This is a genomic window from Cellvibrio sp. BR (assembly GCF_000263355.1).
GTDB lineage: Bacteria > Pseudomonadota > Gammaproteobacteria > Pseudomonadales > Cellvibrionaceae > Cellvibrio.
This window is the reverse complement of record NZ_JH668200.1, coordinates 971,358-997,056: the sequence shown is the minus strand read 5'-3', so window position 1 is coordinate 997,056 and position 25,699 is coordinate 971,358. Positions and strand designations below refer to the sequence as shown.

The following is a 25,699-nucleotide window of genomic DNA, read 5'->3' as shown; positions in this document are numbered from 1 at the left end:
CCGCAACCCTGAATCTTGGAAATGGTTTTGTGATTGAGTGCTCACAGCACTCTCGCTATCCTAGCGCCCCCTTGATCGCGCCCAAGGCCGATGCAAGTCCCACTTCGAACGACATGAGGATTACCCCTGTGGCATTGGCTATTTTTGATCTCGACAACACCCTGATTGCAGGCGACAGCGACTACAGCTGGGGCGTTTTTTTGGTAGAGAAACAATTGGTTGACGCCGAAACCTACCGGATTGCCAACGAGCGCTTCTATCAGGATTACAAAAATGGCACCCTGGACATTCGTGCTTATCTGGAATTCTCACTGGCACCACTGACCCGCTTTACTCAGGATGAACTGCGTGAGCTGCACGCAGAGTTTATGCAACAACATGTTGAGCCGCTGATGCTCAACAAAGCGGAAGCGCTGCTGCGTCAGCACCGCGAACAGGGCGATCACCTGTTAATTATCACCGCCACCAACGGCTTTATTACCCGCCCCATCGCCAAACGCCTGGGCGTCGCCGATATTCTAGCCACCGACCCGGAAGTAATTGATGGACGCCATACTGGCAAGTTTGTTGGCACGCCCTGCTTTCAATCCGGCAAAATCACCAACCTGCAGGAGTGGCTTAAACACACCAATCACTCATTAACGGGCGCGTATTTCTACAGCGACTCGATCAACGATTTACCTTTGCTGGAATTAGTGGACAAGCCGGTAGCAGTAGATCCGGATGAGCGTCTCACCGCTATCGCTAATGAGCGCAACTGGAACATCATCAGCCTGCGCGACTAGCGCACAGGCTTGACCAGAGGAAAAGCTAAGCGAGGTAAACCCGGACAAACACGGCTTTAAGATAATCCGTTTCAGGAATAGCCGGGTGAATCGGGTGATCCGGTCCCTGCCCGCCTTGACCGATGATCTGCACATGGCGATCCAAATGGCGACCCGACGCACGCACGATTTCCAGTAGCGTGTCCTTGCCCAAATGCATAGAGCAGGATGCCGACACCAGCAAACCATCGCGCCCTAAAAGACGCATACCCAATTCATTGATATGGCGATACGCCGCCTCGCCGGCTTTTTGATCTTTGCGCTTTTTGATAAACGCGGGAGGATCAAGCACCACTACATCAAAGCGCTCCTCGGAGGCGATCAACTCCTTCAGCACATCAATTGCCTTACCCTGAATCGCCGCCACTTTGTCGGCGACACCATTGAGCTGGGCATTCTCAAGCACCGCATCGGTCGCAGCTTCTGAAGCATCGACACAGAATACTTCGCTCGCACCAGCTACCGCCGCCTGCACCCCCCAACCGCCAATATAGGAAAACACGTCCAACACGCGCTTGCCCTGCACATATTGTTGTAACAAAGCGCGATTCATACGGTGATCATAAAACCAACCGGTTTTTTGGCCGCCGCGTACTGGCGCCATAAACCGCGCGCCGTTCTCAATCAATTCCACCGACTCAGGCACCTCACCGTAGGCCACCTCGGTGTATTCAGACAACCCCTCCAAACCGCGCGCACTGTGCTCATTGCTCAGCAACACCCCCTGTGGCTTGAGCACCTGTACCAGCGCTTCGACAATCTCATCCTTCACCAGCTCCATGCCCGCACTGGCAATCTGCACCACCAGATAATCGCCAAAACGATCCACTACCAAACCCGGAAGTAGATCGGCATCACCGTAAATCAACCGGTAATAAGGCTCGGGAAATGCCATCTCGCGCAGCGCCAGCGACTGCTTGATGCGATGCACCAACAGGGATTTATTTAGCGGGTATTTCTCATCGCGACTCACCAAGCGGCCGCAAATCAAACCATTGGGATTAATCAATGCAATCCCCAGTGCCTTGCCGCCCTGTGTTGTTACCAGTGCTTGCTGCCCCATAGCAAAAGTTTTGAGCGGCGATTTATCAACATCCACTTCGTTGCTATAAATCCACAAATGCCCCAGCTTCAGTCGACGATCGGCTTGGGGTTTTAAAATTAGAACTGGCAAATTCATGATAGCGCTCATCAGGCAAAATAAAGTGGCGCGATTATAAGCCTTGTGCGACCAACACACAGAAATAAAAAGGCGGAGTGTACAAAATGATCGCGTGTCAACTCGATGCAGCCGGCAAAATGCTAAGAAACGCACAAATATCAGGATATATGCGCCAGCCAGCGCATTTTTTGAACACGCGGGACTTTATCATTATAGGGATATACGCTAACGTAAGCTGTGGCGATAAGTACCAATAAGCTCAAGAGCTTAGCGCTGATTGTTTATGCCATTTATATCATTGAATTCACTACCTGCTTCCGCCTGAACTGCAATCCAGCGCGGCCGGTAACCTAGGAAGACACCATGCGAACCCTAAAAACAACGACGATTGTCAGTGCAGCGTTTCTAAGCCTGTTACTTTCCGCCTGTGGCGGCGGCGGCAGTTCACCATTAGATCCCAGGCCAAGCTCATCAGCGGCAAGCTCTAGCGCCGCAACACAGCCAAGCTCAGGAGCAGCAAGCAGTATTGATACAACTTCACCTGCCGATATAGGTCGTGGGGATGGAGACAACTTTGTCTCAGGGCAAATAGCGGTCAGCCATACGACTGAAGAGTTAGCGGCGGGCGCAGCTACAACGCTGTCAGTAAATATCGTCAGCAGCACCAACACGCTGGTTACCGCACCGATTGAAGTCACATTTAACTCACGCTGTTATGCGGCTGGTGAAGCGACCTTAACTGTAGGAGGAACAGCAACTAATAAAACCTCTACAGCAATAGGCCAAGCCAGCATTATTTACACTGCAAAAGGCTGCGTTGGTGCCGATGAAATAACGGCATCCGCGGTTATCGATAACACGGCCAAAGTTGCACGGGTAACAGTTACTGTTGCGCAAGACACAGTTCAATCCATCCGGTTTGTTGACGCAACTCCAGACAAGATATTCCTGAAAGATAGCGGTGGAGCCCAAACTTCTGCTGTGCGCTTCCTGGTTCTCGGTAGCACAGGGGCACCAATCAAAAATATTCCCCTCAATTTTGCCCTGAGCACCCAAGTCGGTGGAATTGCCCTAACCGCCGCTTCAGCAACTACAGACAGCACAGGCCATGCATCAACCGTTGTTCAAGCAGGCACAATTCCTACAGCAGTTGAGATTATTGCCACTGAGCCTGCATCAGGTGTTAGCGCGCGCTCCAATAAGCTTTCTATAGGCACCGGCATGCCTGATCAAAACAGCATGTCTATTTCAGCCTCGCGCTTTAACCCACCAGGTTGGGAGTATGATGGAGAGCAGGTTGATATAACTATTCGCCTTGCCGATGCATTTAATAACCCTCCACCAGATGGTACAGCTGTTCAATTTACCACTGAAGGTGGCGTGATAGCACCGAATTGCACCACCCTAAACGGTGCATGCACCGTAAAATGGGCAAGCCAATCTATCCGCCCAAGCAATGGCCGAGTAACTATCCTTGCTACTACTGTAGGTAATGAAAGCTTTGTGGATGAAGATGGTGATGGCCTCTACACACCAGATGTAGATTTTTTCAACACGTATAACACTCCAAATGTTAATGGCAATTGCGATCCTAATGTACCTGTATCAACAGCATCCTCAAATGGTAATGACTCCCCATGTGACGACCTAGCTGAAGCCTATCTGGACAAAAATGAAAACGGTGTGCGTGATAGCGGCGAAGAGTTTATCGACTTTGACAAAGATCGTGTCTACGACATTGAAAACGGTATATTTAACGGTGTGCTCTGCAGCACCCCAGGCCAAGGCTGCTCCAAGGATCCCGTCAATATCAGACAAGACATTGTGTTAGTTATGTCTAGCGAAGTACCTTTAACACAAAATGGCCGACTGGTAGGTCAGCCAGAATCTATCGAAATAGGAGCTGGGGAGACGGTTAGTTTTACTGTTGCATTAGCCGATAAAAACGGTAACTCAATGCCAATTGGAACCACTATAGGCACCTCCTCAACCACTAGTGATGCAACCATCACCAACAGCATGGGAGGAGCAGTTGCCAATACCACTAGCCCTACCTCGTTTGTGGTGACGGTTAAAGCAAGCGATAACAAGGCTCCTGTAGGAAATCTTGTAATTACGACAACATCCCCAAAAGGAACTAGCTATTCTTTTGTAACCACCCTGCAACCCAAACCATTAGAAAACACAACAGCCCTTTATCTCGGATCAGGCACTGGCGATAACTTCAACTCAGGTGTGATTCAGATTCAGAATGACGCATCAGTCCTACCTCCTGGTGGTAGCGCAAGATTGTCAGTAAATCTGGTGGATAATGAGCGCAACCTGACCACCGGTTTAGCAAGCATTACTTTTACATCGCAATGCTACAGAGATGGTTTTGCTAGATTTACGAACAGTTTAGGAGAAGAGACCAATATTGTAGAGACTCGCTCCGGTAGCGCATCCATTACCTACATTGCAGAAGGATGTACGGGTGCAGATGAAATAGTTGCAACCTCAGCGCTATCTACTCTCGCGGTAAAAGATGCAACTACCATCTTGAATATCGTTGAGGCCAACGCTCAATATATCTCGTTTGAGAGCGCCACACCTGAGTTTATTACCCTGAAGGGAACCGGAAGTGGCGAAGTCTCGCAAGTGAGCTTCAAAGTTATTGGCTCAAATAACACTCCCGTATCAGGTGTTTCGGTAACATTAGGCCTAAATGACACCCCCGGCGGAATGTGTATCATTAATGGTAATAGCTGCTCCGCACAAATAACACAAACCAGTAACGCTCAAGGCTTAGTCACAGCACTCGTACAATCAGGGACAGTGCCCGCGTCCGTAAGAGTTACTGCTACAACGTTGAGCGGCACCGGTGGAATTACAGTTTCAGCGCAGTCAAGCCGTCTCGTTGTAAGCACTGGTATCCCTGATCAAGACAGTATTTCCTTGGCTGCCAGCCAGTACAGCATCCTATCTACTGCCGATGGCTTTCCTGTAACAATGACTGTTCGTCTTGCAGATGCATTTAATAATCCGGTGCCTGAAGGTACAGCTGTTAACTTCACAACCACTCATGGAACCGTATCCCGCCTGAATGATGACAATTCAACAAGCGTGGAGGGTGGATGCTTAACCGATGAGAACAGTGCTTGCAGGATGCAATGGCGAAACACTGGCACCAGACCTGCCGACGGAAAAGTGCGCATTCTTGCTACTACAGTGGGCAATGAGAGCTTTATCGACAAAAATGGAAACGGCATCTACGATGCGGGCGATGTGTTCAGCATTGGAACCCCCACCGGAACAAATCCAGTCACCTATCCAGAATGTGAGCCAAACGCGCCAATACCTTCGACTGCAGGTGATGCAAATGCGTGCGATGACTTGGCTGAAGCGTTCCTGGATAGAGATCATGACGGCATTTATGATGCAGCTGGCGACTCATACATTGATTTTGATGAGAACCTAATAAGGACTGTAAAAAATGGGATGTATGACGGTATTTTGTGTCCAGATAGTGCTAATAACTGTACAAAAAACACAGTTACCGTTCGTGAAGACCTTATGCTTGTTGTTTCTGAAGGAACACCAGCCACAAACGTTGACTCCCGCCTGATTGGGCAACCCGGTTCTTTATTGCTGGGATTGAACGATGAAGCTTCGCTTGTTCTGACACTTCAAGACGCAAAAGGCAATAGTCTGCCTTCCGGCACAACTGTAACCCTTAATACAAGCGGCCTTGCCAATGTGAGTGCATTCACTAATCCAGAGCCCGTGATTGTGCCGTCGAACAGAACAGAACCCACGACATTTACTGTCACTTTAAATTCGGATGCTATCAATGCTGCATCTGGCACTCTAAGAATTGTTGTCACAATCCCAGCAGTGCCGGAATTTAATCTGGAAGAAAGGGTATATAGCTACTCCACGAAAATTAACTAACTCAAGGCATCATCTAATCGATCATCTCCAAGCCCCGATAACCTCGGGGCTTTTTTTGCCCCCCCCCCCCCACAAATCCAAACATCATTCACCCCAAAAACCGCAATGAACGCACGACGGGAAATGCGGGATGCGGATGCGGATGCGGATGCGGATGCGGATGCGGATGCGGATGCGGATGCGGATGCGGAAAAAATAGCTCGATAAAACCATCGCACAACTCCCGATAAACCAGCGCTACCTTCTCGCTACGCAAGCCCATCGCATTGTTTTGAAATGAACTTTTAATATCGCAAAACCCCAGCTCAATTTCCCATGGCTTGTAATTTCACTCGACAATCTATTGCGCACTGATTGACGTAATTGGTAACGAGGTAAATACAGTTTTTCCTTGTCGCATAAAGATACTTATCGGAAATGGGCCTTGATGATAACTGGCGGGTTACAGCTTTGAACAAAAGAATAACTTTTATAAGAAGGCGCTAACCTTCATGGGAATTGCGAAGGACGGCAACAGATAGGGGAAAAATAGTGAAAACCAAGGGATGAAATAAAAACGCCCGAGACCATGACAGCCCCGGGCGATTAAGCCTCCCAACTCCGGCAATCCAACCTCTCACCATCTAATTTAGACAAAAGGGATAGTGTGCCGGAATAGAGGAATTACAAACGCACGCGCACACCAAGAGCTACACGACGCTCCTGAACGGATAACGAGTGGAATTGATCTTCAAATTGAGCGTAATTGCGATAATTAGTCTCTGTCAGATTAGTCCCTTGCAAATAAAGGGTTACATTTTCAACTAGATCGTAATTAATGGAAGCATCCAAATAACCGGCCGCTTCGGTCCAATTACCCAAACTTATGGCCGCTTCATTAGTATTCAAACCAACGCGCCCCTGATAGATCTCGCTGCGCCAATTGTAGGCGATACGCGAACTAAGCTTGTCTCCCTGGAACCATAGGATGGCATTGTACTGATGCTTTGAGTTGGACTGTAGCGGGAAGCTGCTACCCTCCAAATCTTCATCACCGGAATCACTATCCGAGAAGGTATAGTTAAACTCCATACCGGTTTTACTCAACAACCCGGGGAGGAAGTCGAACGCTTGTTTATAACCGATCTCAAAACCCTTCAAGTCAGAGCCAGTCACGTTTTGGGTAGTCCAAACGTTGGCTGTACGGCGCACAACACCATCCGAATCAGGATATGCACGTGCCTCCTGCAGAGTTTCGGTAGCGGTATCTACCTGGATTAAGAACACACCCAACCCAAGAATACCACCCTCGCTGAAGTACCATTCGGTGGAGGCATTCCAGTTATCCGCGCGCCAAGGTTTAACGTTGGGATTACCTTGATCGTTGCCGCCACCGGGGCTATTGACCACTTTGTATTTACCCTCCGCATCTTCACGATCACCATCGGGGGTATAGACCTTGTATTCCTGATACCACAGGGTTTCGTCTTCGCCCACATTAACCAAATCGTTGCGACTCATGGTTTTGTTGTAGCCAAAACGTACAATTACATCATCTGCAGGGAAGAAACTGATGTTTGCAGCAGGGAGCACATCAGTGAATGATGCCTCAGTCGTTTTGGTGCCCAGCGACTTAAACATTACCTGCCAACCTTGCGGCGGCTTACCTAATGCAGCATCAGCACCGCCACCGTAATAGGTGCCTTCTGCCGGTACTGCACTTGCGGCATAAGTACTGTTGACAACTTCGCGCTCGGTTTGCACAACCCGCACGCCAAGATTACCCGAGTAGGGAATACCAAATAGACCAGCATCACTCTCAAAGTTGCCCTGGAGGTAAGCTGATGCAGTTTCCTCTACCACCGAATAAGCCTTGGCTGGATCAGCAAACTTGGTTGCACCGGGATAAATGGAGTTCATAAAGCCATTTACATCATCCAGTGATTTGGGATCAAGGGCAGCAACCCCCGTCTCAAACCCCTGGAAGGGGCCAAAGTCAGTGTAAGAGATCAATTGCGATCTCAAATCATCAAACGGCGCCAGGCCAATATCGGCGTTGCCTTTGAAGTCATACCAATCCGGATAACGCTGCCACACATAATCACCAGGCAAAGGCTGGAACCATAAATCAGTGGGAACGTTAGGATCAGCCCATGTGGAGTAACGGCCAGTTGGGGTCAAATAATCATATTTTGTGGTTTCGACATCGCGACGATCCAGACGCAAACCAAAATCAACCGATTTAAAGCCGGAGAATTCGAATTCATATGAGCCATCGCCACGCAACACATCCATGGTAGCTTCGTCTTTTTGCCCTATAGCAAACGCCTGAAACAGGTTTAAACGGTCGGCACTGGAAAGATCATCGGCGTAAGCAAATGTTGGATACTCTTTCGTGTAATCCACGGTTACGAGAAAGGGGTCAACCGGATCATCCTGTCCATCTCCGTCAGCGTCCACCCAGTACCAAACAGGAGTACCCTGCTGAAACGTTGCCTCTTCAAAGGTTTTATTGGCTTCGGAGTGTACGTAACGAATCGTTCCTGTAAACGCATCACCGGAATCAAAAGCCAGCTCGAAATTCGTATTAATGGCATCGGTATGATTTTGTTTGCTTTTGGTCGTCGCCTGAAAATCCGGCGCCTCTACTACGGCAACTTGAACTGAGTTAATAACACGATCAGGCGTGCTGCCACTGCCTGGAACCACCGCCTCTTTCTGGGTCACCGTGCCAGGGCGAAGCACATCGTAGTTAGAGTCGCGACTACCGTTAAATTGCGTTTCTACACCGCGATCATACTGATCCATTTTGGTGTAAAAAACTTCACCTGTGAAAGTCAGGGCATCGCTCAGATTGGATTGGAATGACGCAGCAAAACCTTCCCGCTCACGCTCCATTACATAAGCTTTTACACCATAACCACCATGTACCAAGTATCGATCAGTTGTGGTATTACCGTCATCATTTAGATCATAGGGGTCACCACCAGAGTTAACAAAACCCAAGCGTGAATCTTCATACATTTGATAGTTAGCCGCGTTGGTCAAAGAGCTAAATGCGCCAAACGTGAAGCCCATATCACCATTATTCCAACCCACAAAACCATTAAAATCATGGTTGGTGTCTTTAGTAATAGAGCCCTCAGAACCCTCGATTGCCGCCGTCGCCGTCCAACCTTCGTCCATATTCAAAGCACGACGGGTTTTCAAATCAACTACACCGGAAATCCCGCCCGCCGTAGTCGAGGCTGATTGTGATTTGATGACATCAACTCCAGAAATCATTGATGCCGGGATATCAGAATAGTTAGCGCCAACACCAGTAATCGACCAAGGACTTAGAAAAGACTCGCCGTTAAGGGTGGTCAAAACTTGCGGCATACCACGCACGTTCAAACTAGAACCCTCACCTGCCGTACGCTGGATTTGCACACCGGTTACACGCTGCAATGAGTCAGCAATCGTCACATCCGGCAATTTACCTATATCTTCCGCCACAATTGAGTCAACAATTACTGCCGAGTTACGCTTTACATCTACTGCCGCTTTTTGAGAGCCGCGGATTCCTGTGACAACAATCTCTTCAATCATTCCTTGCTCATCGGATTCATTTTGAGCAAAAGCAGGAGAACCCAATGTGGCAACTGAAACAGCGGCCACAAACGATGATAAAAGAGTCTTTCTAAACTGTGGATAACTCATAAACTACCCCTCGTAGTATTAAACCGCAATACCGAAACACACAAAAACGATAAGAAAACACCCAACAAATGATGTTGAACGACCTTAGGTCTGCATTGGTTTCAGGTGGCGATGGGTCTGTGGTAAGGCAAGCGTTAGGATCACCTGCTCTGTAAATTTTTATCGTATCAATGAGGTTTACCTTCCTCATTTCGGGAATATCTTGCATAAAAATGTAATCGTTTACAATTATTTTAAGTGGAAAAACTCTATATTTTTTGCTGCTTCTGAAAATAGAAAATGGAAAAAATGAAACCTTCGTTAGTAAAAAAAGAAATATCCATTAAAAATCATAATGTTATGTTTTTTGGATACCTGAAAGAGAAGGGGGGACGAGAAGGAAGGGTAATCAGGTAGAAGGCTCAACTGATGGGTAATAAAGTAACCGGTTACCGAAAAACAGCAGCACGCTTGGCGTGCTGCTATTGATAAGCTAGATCACAAGTGCTTCTCAATTGCTCTGGTCAGCTTCGTCGATTCGGGCTTGGTCATACTGCCAAAATGCTCAATGACCTTGCCATCTTTACCTAACAGATACTTATTGAAGTTCCACTTGGGTTGTTCGCTTTGTGCAGCCAGCGCCTTGAATAGGGTGTTGGCCTTATCACCCGTGACAGGTGTAGGTGAGAGCATGGTGAAGGTCACACCGTAATTCAGGTAGCAGATTTCCGCCGCTTTCTCTTCACTGGCGTCTTCCTGTTTAAAGTCATCGCTGGCAAAACCAACCACCACCAAACCTTTGTCCTGATACTTTTTATGTAGGGCTTCCAGACCTTTGAACTGGGAGGTGAAACCACAGTGGCTGGCGGTATTCACTACCAGCACGGTTTTATTTTCCATTAACTCACAGATATTGATCATGTCTTTGGAGTGCAACTTGCGGTACTCCCCCTGCATATACTCAGGGCACGCAGCGCTGGCTAGCTGTGTCAAACCTAAAGCAGCAAGGGCGATGATAGGCTTTATCAAACTGTTCACAGATGAATCCTCGTGGTGGGTGCTACCAATTAACAATGTATGGTTTCGCTTGATTTACGCAGTGTAAGCCTTTTTGGATGCGCTGCCAGCTGGCGCAAATCGACTTAACCAATCCTTACGCATTGCTGTTTTCAGCACCGCACAGCATTACACAGGAAAACGAATACCCAGTTATAAAAAAGCCAGAACAGAGTCTGGCAAGTCACGGGAAACAACAACAATTGATTGGCTAGAGACGCCAGAGCACCACAAAAAAAATCATCAGCATCATGAGGTTGATAACACGCATTAAGGATATCAATTTGTTGTTATTGCTTTGCATGAAACTTCTCACAGAAAAATAAACTCACATCAACAGTAGCAGCTGCTTTTTAGCGGGACAATGATGACTTTGCGCAAAACCAAAAGTCGAACGATGGGTGAAAAAAAATACCTCATACACAACAGAAATAGCAGCTACTTAATTCCCATTCGCGCATACAAATAGCTGCGAATAATTTGTTGTAATTCCGGTGTCATTGTAGATAAAACACCACGCGCCGACTCGGGTAAATGATCAAGCGGGTGGCCAGCTTCCTGAAATACGTAATGATCAAAAAAAACTTTCCATGCACGGCGCTCAGCCTCAGGTAGCGAACTAATCGTGAGCACGCCGTGAATAAGTGCGGCATAGGGATCTTCATTCGCTAACGCTGCTGATTTCCACCAATAGTTAACCAAACCATTAAAAGATTCCAACCCCTCAACACCATGCCACCACAACGAGGGAATAAAAATAGCGTCGCCAGGTTCGAGTTCGACCACTACTTTATTTTTCTGTGCATCGGCATAGCGCGGAAATTTTTGCAGATCAGGATTGTTGATGGGAACCAAACTCATGGGCTGGCCGGCGGGAGTAACATCAATCGGCCCAACGTATAAGTTGCCGATTTGATCGGGAGGAAATAGGGTGAATCGCCGGCGACCCGCAACCACCACCGCAATATTATCGGACACATCATAATGCGGCTGCACCAGGGTTTTTCCGCCCAACCACAGGCGCGGTTTAATACTATTCCCCAACAATGTCATTGGGTTTTCGTGCTTTAAACGCGGCAATAAATCCTCTGTGGGTGTGGAGCCCATATAAATTAACGGCGATGGATTTTCGCGCTGGGCCAACAGCAATCGCTCCAGACAATGAGAAAATGGAACTTTAAGTTTATTAAAGTTAAAACCATTCATGGCATCATTGTAGTGCATACGTCCATCCGCTCCGGGCGGCGCATAAAAAATGTCAACCACATCAGCATGGTGGCCGGCACTGCTCTCCAACAAATACTGCGCAAAACCATGTGACGATTCCCTGCCCTTTTTTACCAAAGGCCACGCCGAACATAGCCCTCTGAATACACAGGGCCTGTAGCGAGGAATAATGTCATTAAAAAATAATTCGCGGTTTATATCGCGGTATTCATCGATTACCATCACACTGCCCTATCGTTTTGATTACCTGCAGATTACGCCTTACAGTAACGCGCAATATATTCAGCATGGGAAGGTATAACATCGGTAGATTCGCGAATCGCTCGCGCAATATCACCAAGCATTGCGTCGAATTTAACCTGTTCAACTGAATCAACCAGTGGGTGATAATCCTCCACCTTCACACCCTGCCCTTCCATCACTGCAAACCAGCTATCTTCGGTAAATAACTCATTGTTATCCCGGTAAAGGCGGCCACTCTTGATATAAAGCTCCATTTTTTTCCGCAGGCCATCGGGCACATCCATAGTTCTGCAGTGATTCCAAAAGGCGGAGTCAGTGCGGGACGTTGCCTTGTAATGCAGCAAAATAAAATCGCGAATAAACTCTATATCAGTCCGCATTACATCATTGTATTTATCGATATCCACTTGCGACAAAGCACCGGTAGGAAAAAACGTTAGCAATTTATGAATTGCACTGTGAATCAGGTGAATACTGGTGGATTCCAACGGCTCGATAAAACCGCTGGACAAACCAATGGCGACACAGTTTTTATTCCACAGTTTTCGCCGGATACCCGTTTTGAATTTTACTGTTCTTGGCCCTGCAAGCGCAGGTGTGGGTAAATGTTGCAACAGTAAACTGGTCGCTTCATCTTCCGACATAAAACGGCTGGAAAAAACATGCCCATTGCCCGTGCGGTGCTGCAGCGGAATACACCATTGCCAACCAGCAGAATGTGCAGTCGAACGAGTAAAAGAGGGTAACGGATGAATAACTTCCGAAGGGACCGTGACCGCAGTATCCGACAACAGTAAATGGCTCCAATCCTCATAACCTGTTTTTAATGCCTGCTCAATTAACAAACCGCGAAAGCCACTGCAATCAATAAAAAAATCGGCGCTGTGCGTCTGTCCGTCTTTTAAGGTAACTGAGGTTATGCAACCGGAATCATCATCAAGGCTTACGTTTGTTATCTCGCCTTGAACACGAATAGCACCTTGCTGCTCAGCGTAATTACGCAGATAAAGCGCATAAAGCCCTGCATCAAAGTGATAGGCGTAACGAATGTCAGCAAGCGGGGAGTTTGGTAAGTTGGGTGCACGCATAAATTTGTTATGGCGCGCCGCCTGGATATTAATTGAATAATCCCCCACATCAGTATCCGGCTTAATTTTTTGCTGTTTAAGCAAAAAATTATAAAAAGCCAGTGAGCCAATGCCTTTGCCATAAACACCAAATGGGTGAATATAGCGGTCGTCAATGTTTCCCCAGTTAACAAACTCAATGCCCAGCTTAAATGTCGCCTGGGTTTTTTTCATAAACTGACTTTCATCCAAACCCAGAATTTGGTTAAAGGATGTTATCAATGGAATCGTTGCCTCACCCACACCAACAGTTCCAATATCATCGGATTCAATTAACACTATGTCGTAGCAACTTGTGCCTAACACTTTTGAAAAGGCTGCAGCCGTCATCCAACCCGCCGTTCCACCGCCCACTATGATTATCTTTTTAATTCTACGCTTGGCATTATCGTTCATAAAAAAATCCTGTAAAACTTAGCGGGATTATGGCGCGTTGCTGGCGAGATATTGCGCCAGATAAGTATTGTGATCTGGCATTGCCTGCGCTGCTTGGTACATCATGTTCTGCATTTTCTGCAACTGCTCTTTAATCCACACAGAATCATTTTGCTCGATTAAACAGCTGTAATCTTTCGGCCAGCCGAACAAGCCCACCATAAACGACAACCATGCGGATTCAGCCAGTGTTTCACCTTCAAAAAAAGGCACTCGTCCTGCTGATGTAAATAAACTGATACGGTGCTGGAGTCGATCAGAAATAACAGCCTTTTTCTGCACTGACCAAAAATCAGTAAGCGGCATGCCCGGCACCTGAAAATGAAGTGAATGGAAATCCTCCACATGATCATATTCAAGATGCGTAAGGCGATTGTACTCAGCCGACAAATGCGCAAATGAAGGCGACGCAGGAAACAGCGTCGCCAAACGCAAAGCGGCGCTTTGGGTGAGATGCAATTGATCGATGCAGGTTGAGGTCAAATCACCTGCAGAGGCTCCGATAGCCACACAATTTTTATACCAGAAACTTGCTCTTCTTCCCGGTTTTAACTGGATTGCTGCACTATTGTTTTCGAGTGAGTGGCGCGCAATTTCATACTGCGCTGACAACTCAGATAATGCCTGGTCCTCGGTTATAAAAGCAGAGTTATAAATATAAGAAATAGCATTATTATTTTTTAGGGATACGCTGCGACTCACCCCTGAAGATAAAAACTGCAGCTGATTCACAGGCGCGCCGCGAGTACCAGCTTGCATAACATCTATGCGGCGATCAACCGGAAGTGACCGGGTTGACTCAAGCCAAGTGACGGCTAACGCATCACCCATCACCGCGGCGCGCTTACCGGAACAATCCACTATTAAATCGCATTCCAGTGTTACTTGCTGACCGGGTGTGTAGTTCTCCCCTGCCGCATTGACTTGCAGCATTAATTTATCAATATTGCCTGTGTTTGCAGAAAACACATATTGCTCAATGGTTGCATCAATAAATTCAACGGATTTTTTTTGTGCATATTGTGTTAAGTAACGGGAAAATAATGACGTAGAGAAATTTAATCCATAAGCCAAGGTTGAATATAAGGATTTCGCTTCTGCTGCCGGATGCCGAAAGCGCCCGAGTGAAGCCGCAACTGCACTTAGCGAATATTGATCATATGGGGTATTGTCACCCAGAGATTGCAGGTGCGCTGCATAGGAAAAAAAGTTCATGCCCTTTAGCGTAAAACCATGTTCACCATAAGGAAAAAAATATGCAGATTTATGATGACCGGTATAACGCTGGGCCAGCGTAAATGTAGCGGCTGTTGCCGCCACAAGATCGGCCTCGTGAATACCCAGAATTTTATTGAATACCTGTATGGACGGCGATAACGCCGCGCAGCGATCCACTTCGTCTTCTTGCGCCGTTTGAATCACTGTAATTTTAACCGCTGTGTTTTCAAGCGCATTGGCCAACACTGCCGCGGTGACCGCAGCATCTACCCCACGGCCCACAATCACAAGGCTAAACACTCGCGGCTGCTGCATACTCATGAAAACACCTCGTACAGACTCAAGGCAGCGGGCGGCCACACATTTGACATTGCATTGGTATGTTTTTCTATCGCCAGGGAATGCGGCGGCATGTCAGTGCAGTAATTATTAATTTCTGCGCGCAGGTTCGCCATGTGCGAATCCAGTTCGGTTTTATTTAAACGCTCCACGGCCGGGTGATAACCTTTGGGAACTATGCCCTGCCCCAGATAAACCGCCACCCAACTAGGCTCAAGAAACATGCCTTTTTTGTATTGCATTACATGCCCCTGCTCTACAAAAAGGGCGATTTTTTCATCCAGACTGGCGGGCTTTTTCATATTGCGCATATAGCGCCAGAACTCAGTATCGTCACGAGTGGTTGCGGTGTAATGCAAAACCAGAAAATCGCGCACACGCTCATACTCCAAACGCATGTCGCGATTAAATTCTTCCGCTAACGTAATGTCATTTTGGGTGCGCGGGAAATACTCAACCAGTTTGGTGATGGCCATTTGAATTAAATAAATACTGGTCGACTCCAGTGGCTCCAGAAATCCACTGGATAGCCCTACTGCAACGCAGTTTTTATACCAGGTCTTTTTTCTACACCCGGTAGTGAAACGAATATGATTAAGATTAGCGAGAGGTTTGCCATCCAAACTCGCCAATAAATTTTCAGCAACCTGCTCTTCCGTCACATAGTGACTGCAATAAACCTGGCCATTGCCATTTCTATTTTGTAACGGAATTCGCCATTGCCAACCGGCAGCTTTGGCCGTTGCTTTGGTGTAGGGCAGCGGTGGGGAAATTTTTTCGGAGGGAACGGCAATAGCGCGATCACAGGGCAGCCACTGGCTCCAATCGTCGTAACCCACCTGTAAAGTTTGCTCTATTAGCAAGCCGCGAAAGCCGGAACAGTCGACAAACAAATCCCCACCAATGGTGGAACCATCATCCAATATGACTGAGGTGATGCAACCCGAGTCAGTGCATTGATTTACCTGTTGAATTTTTCCTTCGCGCCGGGTGATGCCTTTTTGCTCAGCATAGGTACGTAAAAATTGTGCGTAACGCGATGCATCAATATGAAATGCATAACTGTATTTGGAGGCCAGTGATTCCGGGTTAGCAGAGGGGTAAGAAAATTTGGACTGTAAGGCCGCTTGCACAGCCAGAGAATAATCGCCGATTGGCCGACTATCGCCAGCGAGTTTTGCCTTTAACCAATAGTGATGGAAACTGACATCGTTAATTGTTCGGCCGTAGATACCAAACGGGTGAATATAGGCATCGCCCAGCTTTCCCCAATCAATAAATTCGATACCTAATTTGTAGGTCGCATTGGTTTGACGAATAAACTCATTTTCATCAATTCCCAAGGTCTGATTAAAATAGCGGATATGTGGAACCGTAGCCTCGCCCACACCCACAGTGCCGATTTGATCGGACTCGATAAGCGTTATGTGATAATGCTGTGCACTTAAAAAGTGACTCAACGCAGCGGCGGTCATCCAACCTGCAGTACCACCACCCACAATAACAATGGACTGTACCGTTTTTTGCAACCCTTTTTTTTGCAACTCTTGTTGTTGCATCGCATCTTGCTGAGTTTTGTTTTGCTGCATTTTTTTCTCGATATAACGTAGCTGCGATAACTAACTATATCACCGAAAAAAATACGCGCCGCTGTAGCGACGCGTATTTTTCACCAAACCTACGCCGATTAGAATTGCGCGCGCAGACTTAACGCATAACGTCTGTCAGTGACAAAGTTCAAACCATCGGTTTTATCACCTTCCTGATTCAACTGATTCATGGTTCTGGTTTCGGTATTTAACAGGTTAGAAACTTCCAGACCCACTTTGATATTTTCATTGAGGGTGTAGAAAACCGAACCGTCCAAATAACCGGTGTCTTTAGCATATACCGGAGCAAACCAGTCACTGTCGCGACGGGTAATCAAATATTCCGAACGCCAGTTGTAGGCCAGACGCGCCGAAATACTTTCATACTCGTACATACCGGTGATATTGAAGGTATTTTCTGAATAGGAAGGCAGTGGCAAATCCGTAAACGAACGGAAAGTATTGCGACCATCCTGAGGCAATGGCAGGCCATCAACACCTAAACGAATATCTTCAATAACATCGATACCTTCCGAGTCATTAATATCTTGCTGATCGATATAGGTGTAGTTAAGTTGCAAGCCCAAACCGGACCACAAGCCTGGCAGGGAATCGTAGAATTGTGTGTAGGACAATTCGATACCCTGGATATCACCCGAGCCCTCATTTACCGGGCCACTGAAGCTGCCAGGCAAGGTCACACCATTATTAGTAACCGGTGCAGCAAAGGCGCGTTCACGAATAATATTGTCGAGTTTCTTGTGGAATAAACTAGCAGTTAAAGAGTCCGTTTTATTGAAGTACCACTCTAAAGTGACATCAATATTGGTTGACTCTTCCGGCTCAAGGAAGGGGTTCTTCGCCTGACCCGTTAACTGAACATCGGTAACACCAATCACTTGTGTAGGATCATTTGGATCAGTGATATCCGTTTTACTAATCTGCATCACTTTGATATTGCGCGTATCGGTGAGTGATGGGTAATAAAGCCCTTTGGAAACGGCAAAACGCGCAATCAAATCATCTTGCAAACTGGCGGTCAGGTTAAATGTTGGCAGAACCGTGGAGTAATCCGTGCCCTCTACGGTGACACCTTCGCTCGAACCACCGGTTGCAAAATCCTGCACATTTTGTGGATAGAGCGCGGCGTTATTTGACAGTGTTGGATAATTTTCAAAACCGGTAGAGGTCAATTGGTAATTCACTTGACGCAAACCCAAATTACCTTTTAACGGAATTGCCAAATCATCAAACGCATAATCAACGCGCACATAAGCTTCTTGACGCTCTTCATTGACAGCACCAACATGATTAGGCGCAAACGGTGTGCCGGGAATACGGTCTGCTCTCAACCATTGTGAGCCAGTGCCGTAGGGCATCCAACCATTTTCGTAACCACGCAGTGTTGTTTCAACCAGATCTTCCACACTGGACATTTTGGCAAACCAGAATTCATTGGTATCGCCATTAATGCCTGCGCCGCGATAGAAATTATCAAAAGACACTTTTTCAAATTCGGTTGGGCTCTGGGATAAATCGGCACTGGTTCCGGAGAAGCCTGGGCCACCGGCACACCAACCACAACCACCCACTACACCCCAGTTGGAATATTCGGTGTCACGCACCACAAGATCTTTATCCGCATAATAAACACCCGCTTTAACACCGGTGATCCAGTTGTCATCTATCTCATAGGTAACGTCTGCCGAATAGGCATCCATTTTTGCATCGTTATCAACGTTTTGCTCTAACAGCGAACGGATAAAATTGGTATTGGTCGCAGCGGCACCGTTGGTGTTTGGATTTCTTACCGACGGACTGAGGTATTCAATACTTGGATTTGAACCGCGCAGATCCACATAGAATCTTGAACCGGTTGATTGCGACATAAAACTATTGTTTACAACCGTATTGGAAGAATCAACACGCTGGACATCAAGATCGATGGTCAGATTATCCATCGGGCGCAGTTTCAGATTAAAACTCGCATCTTCCACCGAGTTATCGGTGTCATTGAAGCGAGTGTTGTACCACAACAAACCTGAATCCAATGCACCAGCCTTGAAGAAACCATCTTCAATCACTGTCGGAAAATCTGCATCATCAGGATTGGTTGAAATATTAATCGCCGTGTTACCACCGATCACAAAACCCTGCTCATAAGGTGAATAAACCACATATTCGCGCGTAATTAATTCGGCTTCGGCTTTAATGTATTCCACTGTGGCAACAATGGTTTCATCGGCATTTTGCCACTGCAGCGAGCTGCCGAAACCTTCGCGGGTACGATCATTATTGGCAGTGCGAATGGAGATAACCCCAGGCATGTATACCTGCTGGTCTTCATAGCCATTCAACGGAGCCCCATCAGCATCGGCACCAGGGCCACGCGAATAATAGTTACCTACACCTATACCATCGCCGCGTGTTTCAAGTTCAGATTGAATCGCGCTGACCAAGAAACCAAATTCACCAGCACCGGTTTCCCAGCGATCACTAAATAATGCGGAAGCAACCGGTGTTACTGTCTCGCGCATATCACCATAAGAGGCTTTTGCACTTGCGGCTAATACGCGCCCTTCGGAATCAAATGGCTTACGCGTAACCAAATTTACTGTACCGGCAATACCACCCGAAATACGGTCAGCGGTTTGGTTTTTGATTACCTCTACCGCGCCCAACAATTCCGGTGGAATATCCTCAAAATTTAAAGTACCCCAGGGATTTGCACTGAATGCATCACGGCCATTTATTTCACTGCGCACGCGATCCAAACCACGCACCAATACCCCGGTACCTTCATCGGCAAAGTGATTTGGATCTTCCGACGAGGCAAAGCGCTCGATAGTAACGCCCGGAACACGCTGCAAGGCTTCCGTTACTGATTTATCAGGCAATGCGCCAATATCTGTAGCGGTAATAGCATCAATTACCGTATCGGAATTTCTTTTTAAATCCTGCGCATTCTGAATACTATTTCTCATGCCCGTAACCACAACCTCTTCCACGTCAGCCGTGGCAGCGTTATTGGTTTGCGCAAACGACGGCACACTAAGTGCCATAATCGATGCTGCAAGCAGTGAGTGTTTGAAGTGAGTGCCTGACATTGCTGCCACACCTTTTTTGCTGTTAAACATAAGTAACCCCTTTAGTTTTTTTCTCTCGCAAAAATACCGACACTTATAAAGGACTAACACTTTATAAACCCGATGACTTTCCCCATTTGCACTCGCGGCCCTGTCAATGTTTGTGCGAGATTTATCGACAAACAAAAAAGCAGCCTTATTTTTTCGTTAAAGCGCAAATTCCGACGCTAACATTCTGTTTTTTTAAGTGCCACAGCAAAACCAAAGTCGTACTGTCACTACTAAAAGTCGAACGTCAGCAAATTCTAAAAGAGTTACTTAAGCGCAGCGTTATTGAGTGCCTGCAAGCTGTTAGCGGCAGTGCTGTTGCCGATAAATGCTAGGCGTTACGCCCACCGCTTTTTTAAATGCCTGGTTAAAAACAGATTTACTGTTAAAACCACAACTTTTCATAATTTCGCAAATCGGTTTATCCTGCAGTGTCGGGTCAGCTAGACGTTTTTTGGCTTCCAACACACGATAATTACTGATCAGTTCAAAAAAATTCATCTGCAATTCATTATTAATGGTTCCGGACAACAGTTTGGGCGATACATTTAATTTAATCGCCAAACGCTCTACGGTGATGTGCGGTTCCAAATACGGTTTTTGCAATAGCATAAATTCCGTTAACTTTTCTGCCAGCTGCGGCTGAACTTCCACAAGCACCTCACTGGCAAGACTCTGTGCATCCTGCACTTGCCCCAATTGTTCAGACTGCTGTTGCGCAGGGTTGTCATGGATAAAAAATGGTCGCGCATTAGCTCTGAATGGTGAAAAAAAATCGGCGCGAACTCGATCATCATGATTGATTGCCATTTTTTTATGCCGCCCCAGCAGGCGCGGCCCAAACAGAAAAAAAACACAGCCGACCATAAATAAAATATTGTTCACCACCAGCAGCAAAGCGGCATCTATTGCTATATCCCAATGCAATAGCGACGCAAGCATGCGCACAAGGCCAACCAAAAAAAACAATACCAGGCAGAACAGATACACGTGGCGCAATGCGCTTTGCTGTGGGCGCGCTATTAACAAACACACCAATATCAATACCAGTGCACTGCTCATTAGCAGCGACAGATCTTTTATTGCCAGGAGTGCTACTTCAACCATATCAGTCTACCCATAGGCACATTGAGTCGTGACGCATTGGAGTTATGACGATGGGTATTGTCATATCTATCGCCCACTCGGGCGCACTCCGTTAATTATTCTTTGTCTCCTGCGCGATATTCACTGCCTCCGGCATAGTGAACTTAACCGCGAAAGGACAACGTTGTCAAACAAATTTACAATTATCCTCCATGAATTATTCTGCACTAGGGAATTAACAGTGAATCGAGAATTTTTTCAGCGGAAAAAACCAGTGCAATTATCATTTCTTGTTCTATCTGCGACGCGGCTAACAACTGTTTTTGCAGTTTTTCCTGCTCACCCGCTGCCAATGTTTTACTGGTTAAACGCTGTTCCAGTAGTGCCGAGGTGAGATCCACCAACCCATAGGTTTTTTCCGCAAACCGCACCAGTTCCGGCTGCTGTTTTAATAGCGGCATGAGCCGCGCGCGGCTTGCAGACCAACGCTGTAATTGCGTTTGTAACAATGCATAATCTTCACCCGCCACCGGGTTCATCAACCAGCCTGCCAGGCGCAGATTAAATTGCCGCAGTGATTCGTTTTCAACCGGTAATGCATCCACCAGACGATTCAACGGATCTGCTTTGGAATAGGTTTCATTGACCGATTTTTCATGTTGCCGGTGGTAGTAATAAGCCGGCTGCAACAGTTCAATAAATGTCAGCGCTGGCGCAATCGCCTCGGTTCCAAATAATCGCTGCAGCGCTTGCTCGGCTTGCTTTCGATGCAACAAGCCTGTGGATTTTTCTGCCCAGTGGGCGACACTATTCATACGCACATACATTGCATTTTCATCTTGCAATTCCTGCGCCGACCAGAGGCGTTCGGCCACAACAAATGCGCGCGGCCAGAGCCGCAGGTCGATTGACTGCTCATCCACAATTTCTGCCCACAATGCCGCTTCGCCACCCAGAATTAATTTATGCTCCTGTGCACCGAGCGGAGTCATTTTTTGCAATTCGGTTATCAATTGTGGTGCAATTTTTTTACCGCTAACCGGGTAAGGTGCGTTGCCTACTATTGCCCTGCCCTGCAATTCATCGCCATTAAATTGCACGCGAAACTCTACCGGTCCCATCCAGGTATCCAGCGAAAACACGGCGGCACTTTTTGTCAATTTCTGAATCTTCACTGCACGACGCGACTTACCGGAAAAATCGATAAAACCCTCGCGCTCATTAAGCAGTGTGAAACTACCAGTAACCGGATTGCCGCGTTTGCGTGGCAAGGAAAATGACCAGCTGGCAATTTCTTCGCGCGCACTGTTATTTTCGATCAGCGCAAGATTTTTATTGGTGTAAGGCGGCGGAGGCAAAGGATCATTGCGATAGTGATAAGCCGCGGATTGCGGCTGATCCAGATAATAACCGGTGGATAAAATCGCCTGAAAACCCGCTGCTACGGATTCGCTTACCGCATCCGGCCCGCGCCAGGATTGAATCACTATGTCATTGGGTAAATTTTTGTGTTGTATTTCATCCCAGCCAATCATTTTTCGCTGGTGTTTGTGCAAAATGGTTTGCACCCGCTGATTAAAATAGGCCTGCAGCGCATAGCTATTTTTTAAATTGTTGACCTGCATAAAGGCTTGAATGTCGGCGTTGTTATTCCAATGTTCCGGGTTTACCTCATCGCCGCCAATATGCAGGTATTCAAATGGAAATATGGCTTTGGCTTCTGCCACCAGTGCGGCGACAAATTCATACACCTTTTCATTGGCCGGATTGAGCGTGGGTTTATGCACCCCCCAACGATATTCCATCGCATAGGGGCCGGGTGCGGACATTAATTCCGGGTAGGCAACGGCAATAGCGCTGGCGTGCCCCGGCACATCAATTTCCGGCAATACCTGAATACCGCGCGCTTGTGCATAGGCGACGACCTCACGCATTTGTTTACGCGTATAAAACTGACCGTCCGACGCGAGCTGGTGTAATTTTGGATAGCGTTTGGATTCAAAGCGCCAGCCTTGGTCATCGGTTAAATGCCAGTGAAAAATATTGTATTTGGCCGCAGCCATCGCATCGATTTGTCGTTTGATCGTCTCTACCGAGAAAAAATGGCGCGAAGTATCGAGTAACAACCCGCGCCATTGAAAACGTGGAAAATCGTTAATGCTGACCTGTGGAATTTCAATTGTATTTTCGCTTACACCCATTAACTGCAACAGGGTTTCCAAACCGCGCAATACACCCAGATTTTGATTGGCACTGAGGTAGATTTTTTTATTATCGACCACCAACTCATAGGACTCATCCCATTCACTCATGCGTGAGGACATAGTGCGCGCGTCTTTAATCGTGATAACCAATGTTGCTTTGGCAGCGGTGCTTTTTTTCCAGCGCAGCTTAATGCCGGTTTGTTGATAGCTGCGCTGTGCAAAACGCTTCAGTGCGTTGTTTAATTCAGCTGTAGATTTTCCGTCGATGGCGATCAACCAGTCACTGCCAAGCTGCAACTGCGGTTCACCTGCCGCTGGTATCAATTGTTGCGGATAAGGCATAAGCGGCAGCGACGGCGCATTGGCTACCGCCGCTAACGATGCCATCGTCGATAGCATAAAACCAACAACAAATAACAGCACACGGAACATAAATTATTAACTCTTATTATGTAGAGGACTTTTTATAGGCGACGCAATCTACTTCTACTTTGCAATCCACCACCATGCTGGACACCACGCAGGCGCGCGCCGGTGGGTTTGCGCCAAAATATTCCATAAACACGCGATTGAAGGACATAAAGTCGCGCGGGTCATCCAGCCACACACCACAGCGCACAACATCTTCAGGGCCATAACCGGCTTCGGCTAAAATCGCGAGCACATTGTTAATGGCTTGATGGGATTGCGCCACAATGCCACCCTCGATGATTTCGCCGTTGACCATGGGCACTTGTCCGGAAACGTAGAGCCAACCATCGGCTTGCACTGCCCGTGCAAACGGCAAATGCTGCCCACCAGTTCCTTTACCACCTTCAACACCGTAACGTTTTATTGCTGACATTTTTCACCTTTTGTAATCTGAACTTTCAAGGCTGCTTCGATATTTCTTTCAGGACTGTCGGAGACATGGATGTCGACGACAAGCCTACATGGATGTATTCACGGCGTGTCCTGAAAGGAATATCGGAGCACCCCGGAATCACACATCAATAAAACCCAATCCGTAAATCCCGCTGCTTTTCCAAGAACTTTCCTGCGCGTTTTCCAGTAATTTTTTTATTGCTGTAGGTCAACACGCCATTGACCCACACTGCTTCTATGCCTTCGGCTAATTGTTGTGGCTGCTCGAAGGTGGCAGCGTCTTTTACGGTGATGGGATTGAAAATAACCAGATCGGCGGCGGCGCCAATTTCAATGCGACCGCGATCATCCAAACCAAAACGATCTGCCGACATACGTGTCATTTTGCGCACCGCTTCGGCTAACTCGAATAATTGTAAATCGCGACTGTAATGCCCGAGCACGCGGGGAAATGCGCCCCATAAACGGGGGTGCGGCAATGGGTCTACCGGCAAACCATCGGAGCCGATCATGGTGAGTGGATGGGCGAGAATTTTTTGTACATCCTGCTCACTCATGCCGTAATAAACTGCACCGGCGGGCTGTAATTTTTTAGCCGCGTCGAGCAAATCCAGTTGCCATTGCTGTGCGATATCCGCTAATTTTTTTCCGCCCTGCTCGGGGTGCGGTTTGCTCCAGGTGATGACTATGTCAAAGTCGCTGGTGACTTGTTGTAAATCTAAAGTGGATGAACTGGCACTGTAGGGATAACAGTCACAACCAATGGGGTGTGTGGTAGCCGCCTGTGTAATTTTTTGTAGCACCTCACCGCTGCGCCCCCAATTACCGGCACCCGCACATTTCAAATGGGACACAATAACCGGTGCCTGCGCGTGCTCGCCAATGTCAAAGGCTTCCTCGAGAGCGGCGATTATTTCGTCAAACTCGGTGCGCAAATGTGTGGTGTAAATAGCGCCCGCCGCGTTTAATTCCTGCGCCAGTTGTTTTACTTCCTCCGTGCTGCTGGAAAACGCTGATGCGTAAGCCAAACCGGAAGACAAACCCAACGCCCCCTCCGCCAGAGCCGTGCGCAGCTGCAATCGCATCGCTGCAATTTCATAATCCGTGGCGCTGCGATCCAACCGATCCATATGATTATTGCGCAGTGCTGTGTGACCGATTAACGCTGCCACATTGACGGCAGGCACAGTTTTATTAACCGCTTGTTTATAGGTGGCGAGATCAGGAAAACAAAAATCTTCTTTGCTGCCGAGCAAATTCATCGGGTCGGGCAAATTATTTTTTAAGGTGACCGGGCTGGCACTAATGCCGCAGTTGCCCACTATCACGGTAGTAATGCCCTGGGAAATTTTGGGCAACATATTGGGCGTGCGAATCACTTGAATATCGTCGTGGGTGTGCACATCGATAAAACCCGGTGCCAAGACCCAACCCTGGGCATCAAAACGCTGGTGAGATTCAGTATTGGCAAGGTCACCGAGCGCGGCGATTTTTCCATCGTGAATTGCCAAATCACCGCGCACCGCGCTAGCGCCTGAACCATCCAGAATAAGCGCGTTGTAAATGACACAATCGAATTTCACCGCCTGCATTATTCGCTT

At 47.4% G+C, this 25,699-nt stretch carries 15 protein-coding genes; 2 read left to right on the top strand and 13 right to left on the bottom strand.

Annotation, left to right across the window (positions count from 1 at the left end; all coding sequences use genetic code 11):
* The first annotated feature begins 128 nt into the window (after positions 1-128).
* Positions 129-785: an HAD family phosphatase gene (locus tag O59_RS04100; RefSeq protein WP_007639781.1), complete on the top strand. Its 657-nt coding sequence runs from the start codon at positions 129-131 to the stop codon at positions 783-785.
* Between the two features lie 25 nt (positions 786-810).
* On the opposite strand, the gene O59_RS04095 is transcribed toward O59_RS04100, so the two are convergent.
* On the bottom strand, positions 811-2,004 hold the full coding sequence (locus O59_RS04095; protein ID WP_040391149.1) for a class I SAM-dependent rRNA methyltransferase: 1,194 nt from the start codon (positions 2,002-2,004) through the stop codon (positions 811-813).
* A gap of 345 nt (positions 2,005-2,349) precedes the next feature.
* Here O59_RS04095 and O59_RS04090 point away from each other — a divergent pair, with 345 nt between their 5' ends.
* Positions 2,350-5,916, top strand: coding sequence for a hypothetical protein (locus tag O59_RS04090; RefSeq protein WP_007639777.1), 3,567 nt, complete (start codon positions 2,350-2,352; stop codon positions 5,914-5,916).
* Between the two features lie 84 nt (positions 5,917-6,000).
* On the opposite strand, the gene O59_RS22175 is transcribed toward O59_RS04090, so the two are convergent.
* The 12 genes from O59_RS22175 to O59_RS04035 all read right to left on the bottom strand — a co-directional run bounded on the left by O59_RS22175 (position 6,001) and on the right by O59_RS04035 (position 25,690).
* Positions 6,001-6,129 carry a hypothetical protein gene (locus O59_RS22175; protein WP_255321694.1) on the bottom strand — a complete coding sequence of 43 codons (129 nt, stop codon included), beginning with the start codon at positions 6,127-6,129 and terminating at the stop codon, positions 6,001-6,003.
* Between the two features lie 450 nt (positions 6,130-6,579).
* A complete protein-coding gene (locus tag O59_RS04085) occupies positions 6,580-9,597 on the bottom strand; it encodes a TonB-dependent receptor (protein ID WP_040391147.1) in 3,018 nt (1,005 codons plus the stop codon).
* A gap of 477 nt (positions 9,598-10,074) precedes the next feature.
* The gene (locus O59_RS04080) at positions 10,075-10,614 is read right to left on the bottom strand and encodes a glutathione peroxidase (protein ID WP_007639771.1); all 540 of its coding nucleotides are present in this window, start codon (positions 10,612-10,614) and stop codon (positions 10,075-10,077) included.
* Between the two features lie 456 nt (positions 10,615-11,070).
* Positions 11,071-12,081 (bottom strand): cupin-like domain-containing protein, encoded by a 1,011-nt coding sequence (locus O59_RS04075; protein ID WP_007639765.1) that lies wholly within the window; start codon positions 12,079-12,081, stop codon positions 11,071-11,073.
* A 32-nt stretch (positions 12,082-12,113) separates the two neighbouring features.
* Positions 12,114-13,625 carry a tryptophan halogenase family protein gene (locus O59_RS04070; RefSeq protein ID WP_007639763.1) on the bottom strand — a complete coding sequence of 504 codons (1,512 nt, stop codon included), beginning with the start codon at positions 13,623-13,625 and terminating at the stop codon, positions 12,114-12,116.
* 27 nt (positions 13,626-13,652) lie between these two features.
* On the bottom strand, positions 13,653-15,203 hold the full coding sequence (locus tag O59_RS04065) for a tryptophan 7-halogenase (RefSeq protein ID WP_040391145.1): 1,551 nt from the start codon (positions 15,201-15,203) through the stop codon (positions 13,653-13,655).
* Complete coding sequence (locus O59_RS04060; RefSeq protein ID WP_007639758.1) at positions 15,200-16,810, bottom strand: tryptophan halogenase family protein; 1,611 nt, start codon at positions 16,808-16,810, stop codon at positions 15,200-15,202. The genes O59_RS04065 and O59_RS04060 overlap by 4 nt, the downstream gene beginning before the upstream one ends.
* Positions 16,811-16,908: 98 nt before the next feature.
* Positions 16,909-19,947: a TonB-dependent receptor gene (locus O59_RS04055; RefSeq protein WP_007639756.1), complete on the bottom strand. Its 3,039-nt coding sequence runs from the start codon at positions 19,945-19,947 to the stop codon at positions 16,909-16,911.
* A gap of 300 nt (positions 19,948-20,247) precedes the next feature.
* Entirely contained in the window at positions 20,248-21,051 is an 804-nt protein-coding gene (locus O59_RS04050) for an AraC family transcriptional regulator (protein ID WP_007639755.1), read from the bottom strand.
* Between the two features lie 206 nt (positions 21,052-21,257).
* On the bottom strand, positions 21,258-23,666 hold the full coding sequence (locus O59_RS04045; protein WP_007639753.1) for a beta-N-acetylhexosaminidase: 2,409 nt from the start codon (positions 23,664-23,666) through the stop codon (positions 21,258-21,260).
* A gap of 16 nt (positions 23,667-23,682) precedes the next feature.
* Positions 23,683-24,078, bottom strand: coding sequence for a RidA family protein (locus O59_RS04040; protein ID WP_007639751.1), 396 nt, complete (start codon positions 24,076-24,078; stop codon positions 23,683-23,685).
* A gap of 145 nt (positions 24,079-24,223) precedes the next feature.
* On the bottom strand, positions 24,224-25,690 hold the full coding sequence (locus O59_RS04035; RefSeq protein WP_007639750.1) for an amidohydrolase family protein: 1,467 nt from the start codon (positions 25,688-25,690) through the stop codon (positions 24,224-24,226).
* Between the last annotated feature and the right edge of the window lie 9 nt (positions 25,691-25,699).

Coding starts and splice junctions, on each gene's coding strand:
- O59_RS04055 (WP_007639756.1), bottom strand. CDS start 19,947: ATGTTTAACAGCAAAAAAGGTGTGGCAGCAATGTCAGGCACTCACTTC.
- O59_RS04035 (WP_007639750.1), bottom strand. CDS start 25,690: ATGCAGGCGGTGAAATTCGATTGTGTCATTTACAACGCGCTTATTCTG.
- O59_RS04060 (WP_007639758.1), bottom strand. CDS start 16,810: ATGCAGCAAAACAAAACTCAGCAAGATGCGATGCAACAACAAGAGTTG.
- O59_RS04095 (WP_040391149.1), bottom strand. CDS start 2,004: ATGAATTTGCCAGTTCTAATTTTAAAACCCCAAGCCGATCGTCGACTG.
- O59_RS22175 (WP_255321694.1), bottom strand. CDS start 6,129: ATGGTTTTATCGAGCTATTTTTTCCGCATCCGCATCCGCATCCGCATC.
- O59_RS04070 (WP_007639763.1), bottom strand. CDS start 13,625: ATGAACGATAATGCCAAGCGTAGAATTAAAAAGATAATCATAGTGGGC.
- O59_RS04050 (WP_007639755.1), bottom strand. CDS start 21,051: ATGGTTGAAGTAGCACTCCTGGCAATAAAAGATCTGTCGCTGCTAATG.
- O59_RS04065 (WP_040391145.1), bottom strand. CDS start 15,203: ATGAGTATGCAGCAGCCGCGAGTGTTTAGCCTTGTGATTGTGGGCCGT.
- O59_RS04045 (WP_007639753.1), bottom strand. CDS start 23,666: ATGTTCCGTGTGCTGTTATTTGTTGTTGGTTTTATGCTATCGACGATG.
- O59_RS04040 (WP_007639751.1), bottom strand. CDS start 24,078: ATGTCAGCAATAAAACGTTACGGTGTTGAAGGTGGTAAAGGAACTGGT.
- O59_RS04085 (WP_040391147.1), bottom strand. CDS start 9,597: ATGAGTTATCCACAGTTTAGAAAGACTCTTTTATCATCGTTTGTGGCC.
- O59_RS04090 (WP_007639777.1), top strand. CDS start 2,350: ATGCGAACCCTAAAAACAACGACGATTGTCAGTGCAGCGTTTCTAAGC.
- O59_RS04075 (WP_007639765.1), bottom strand. CDS start 12,081: ATGGTAATCGATGAATACCGCGATATAAACCGCGAATTATTTTTTAAT.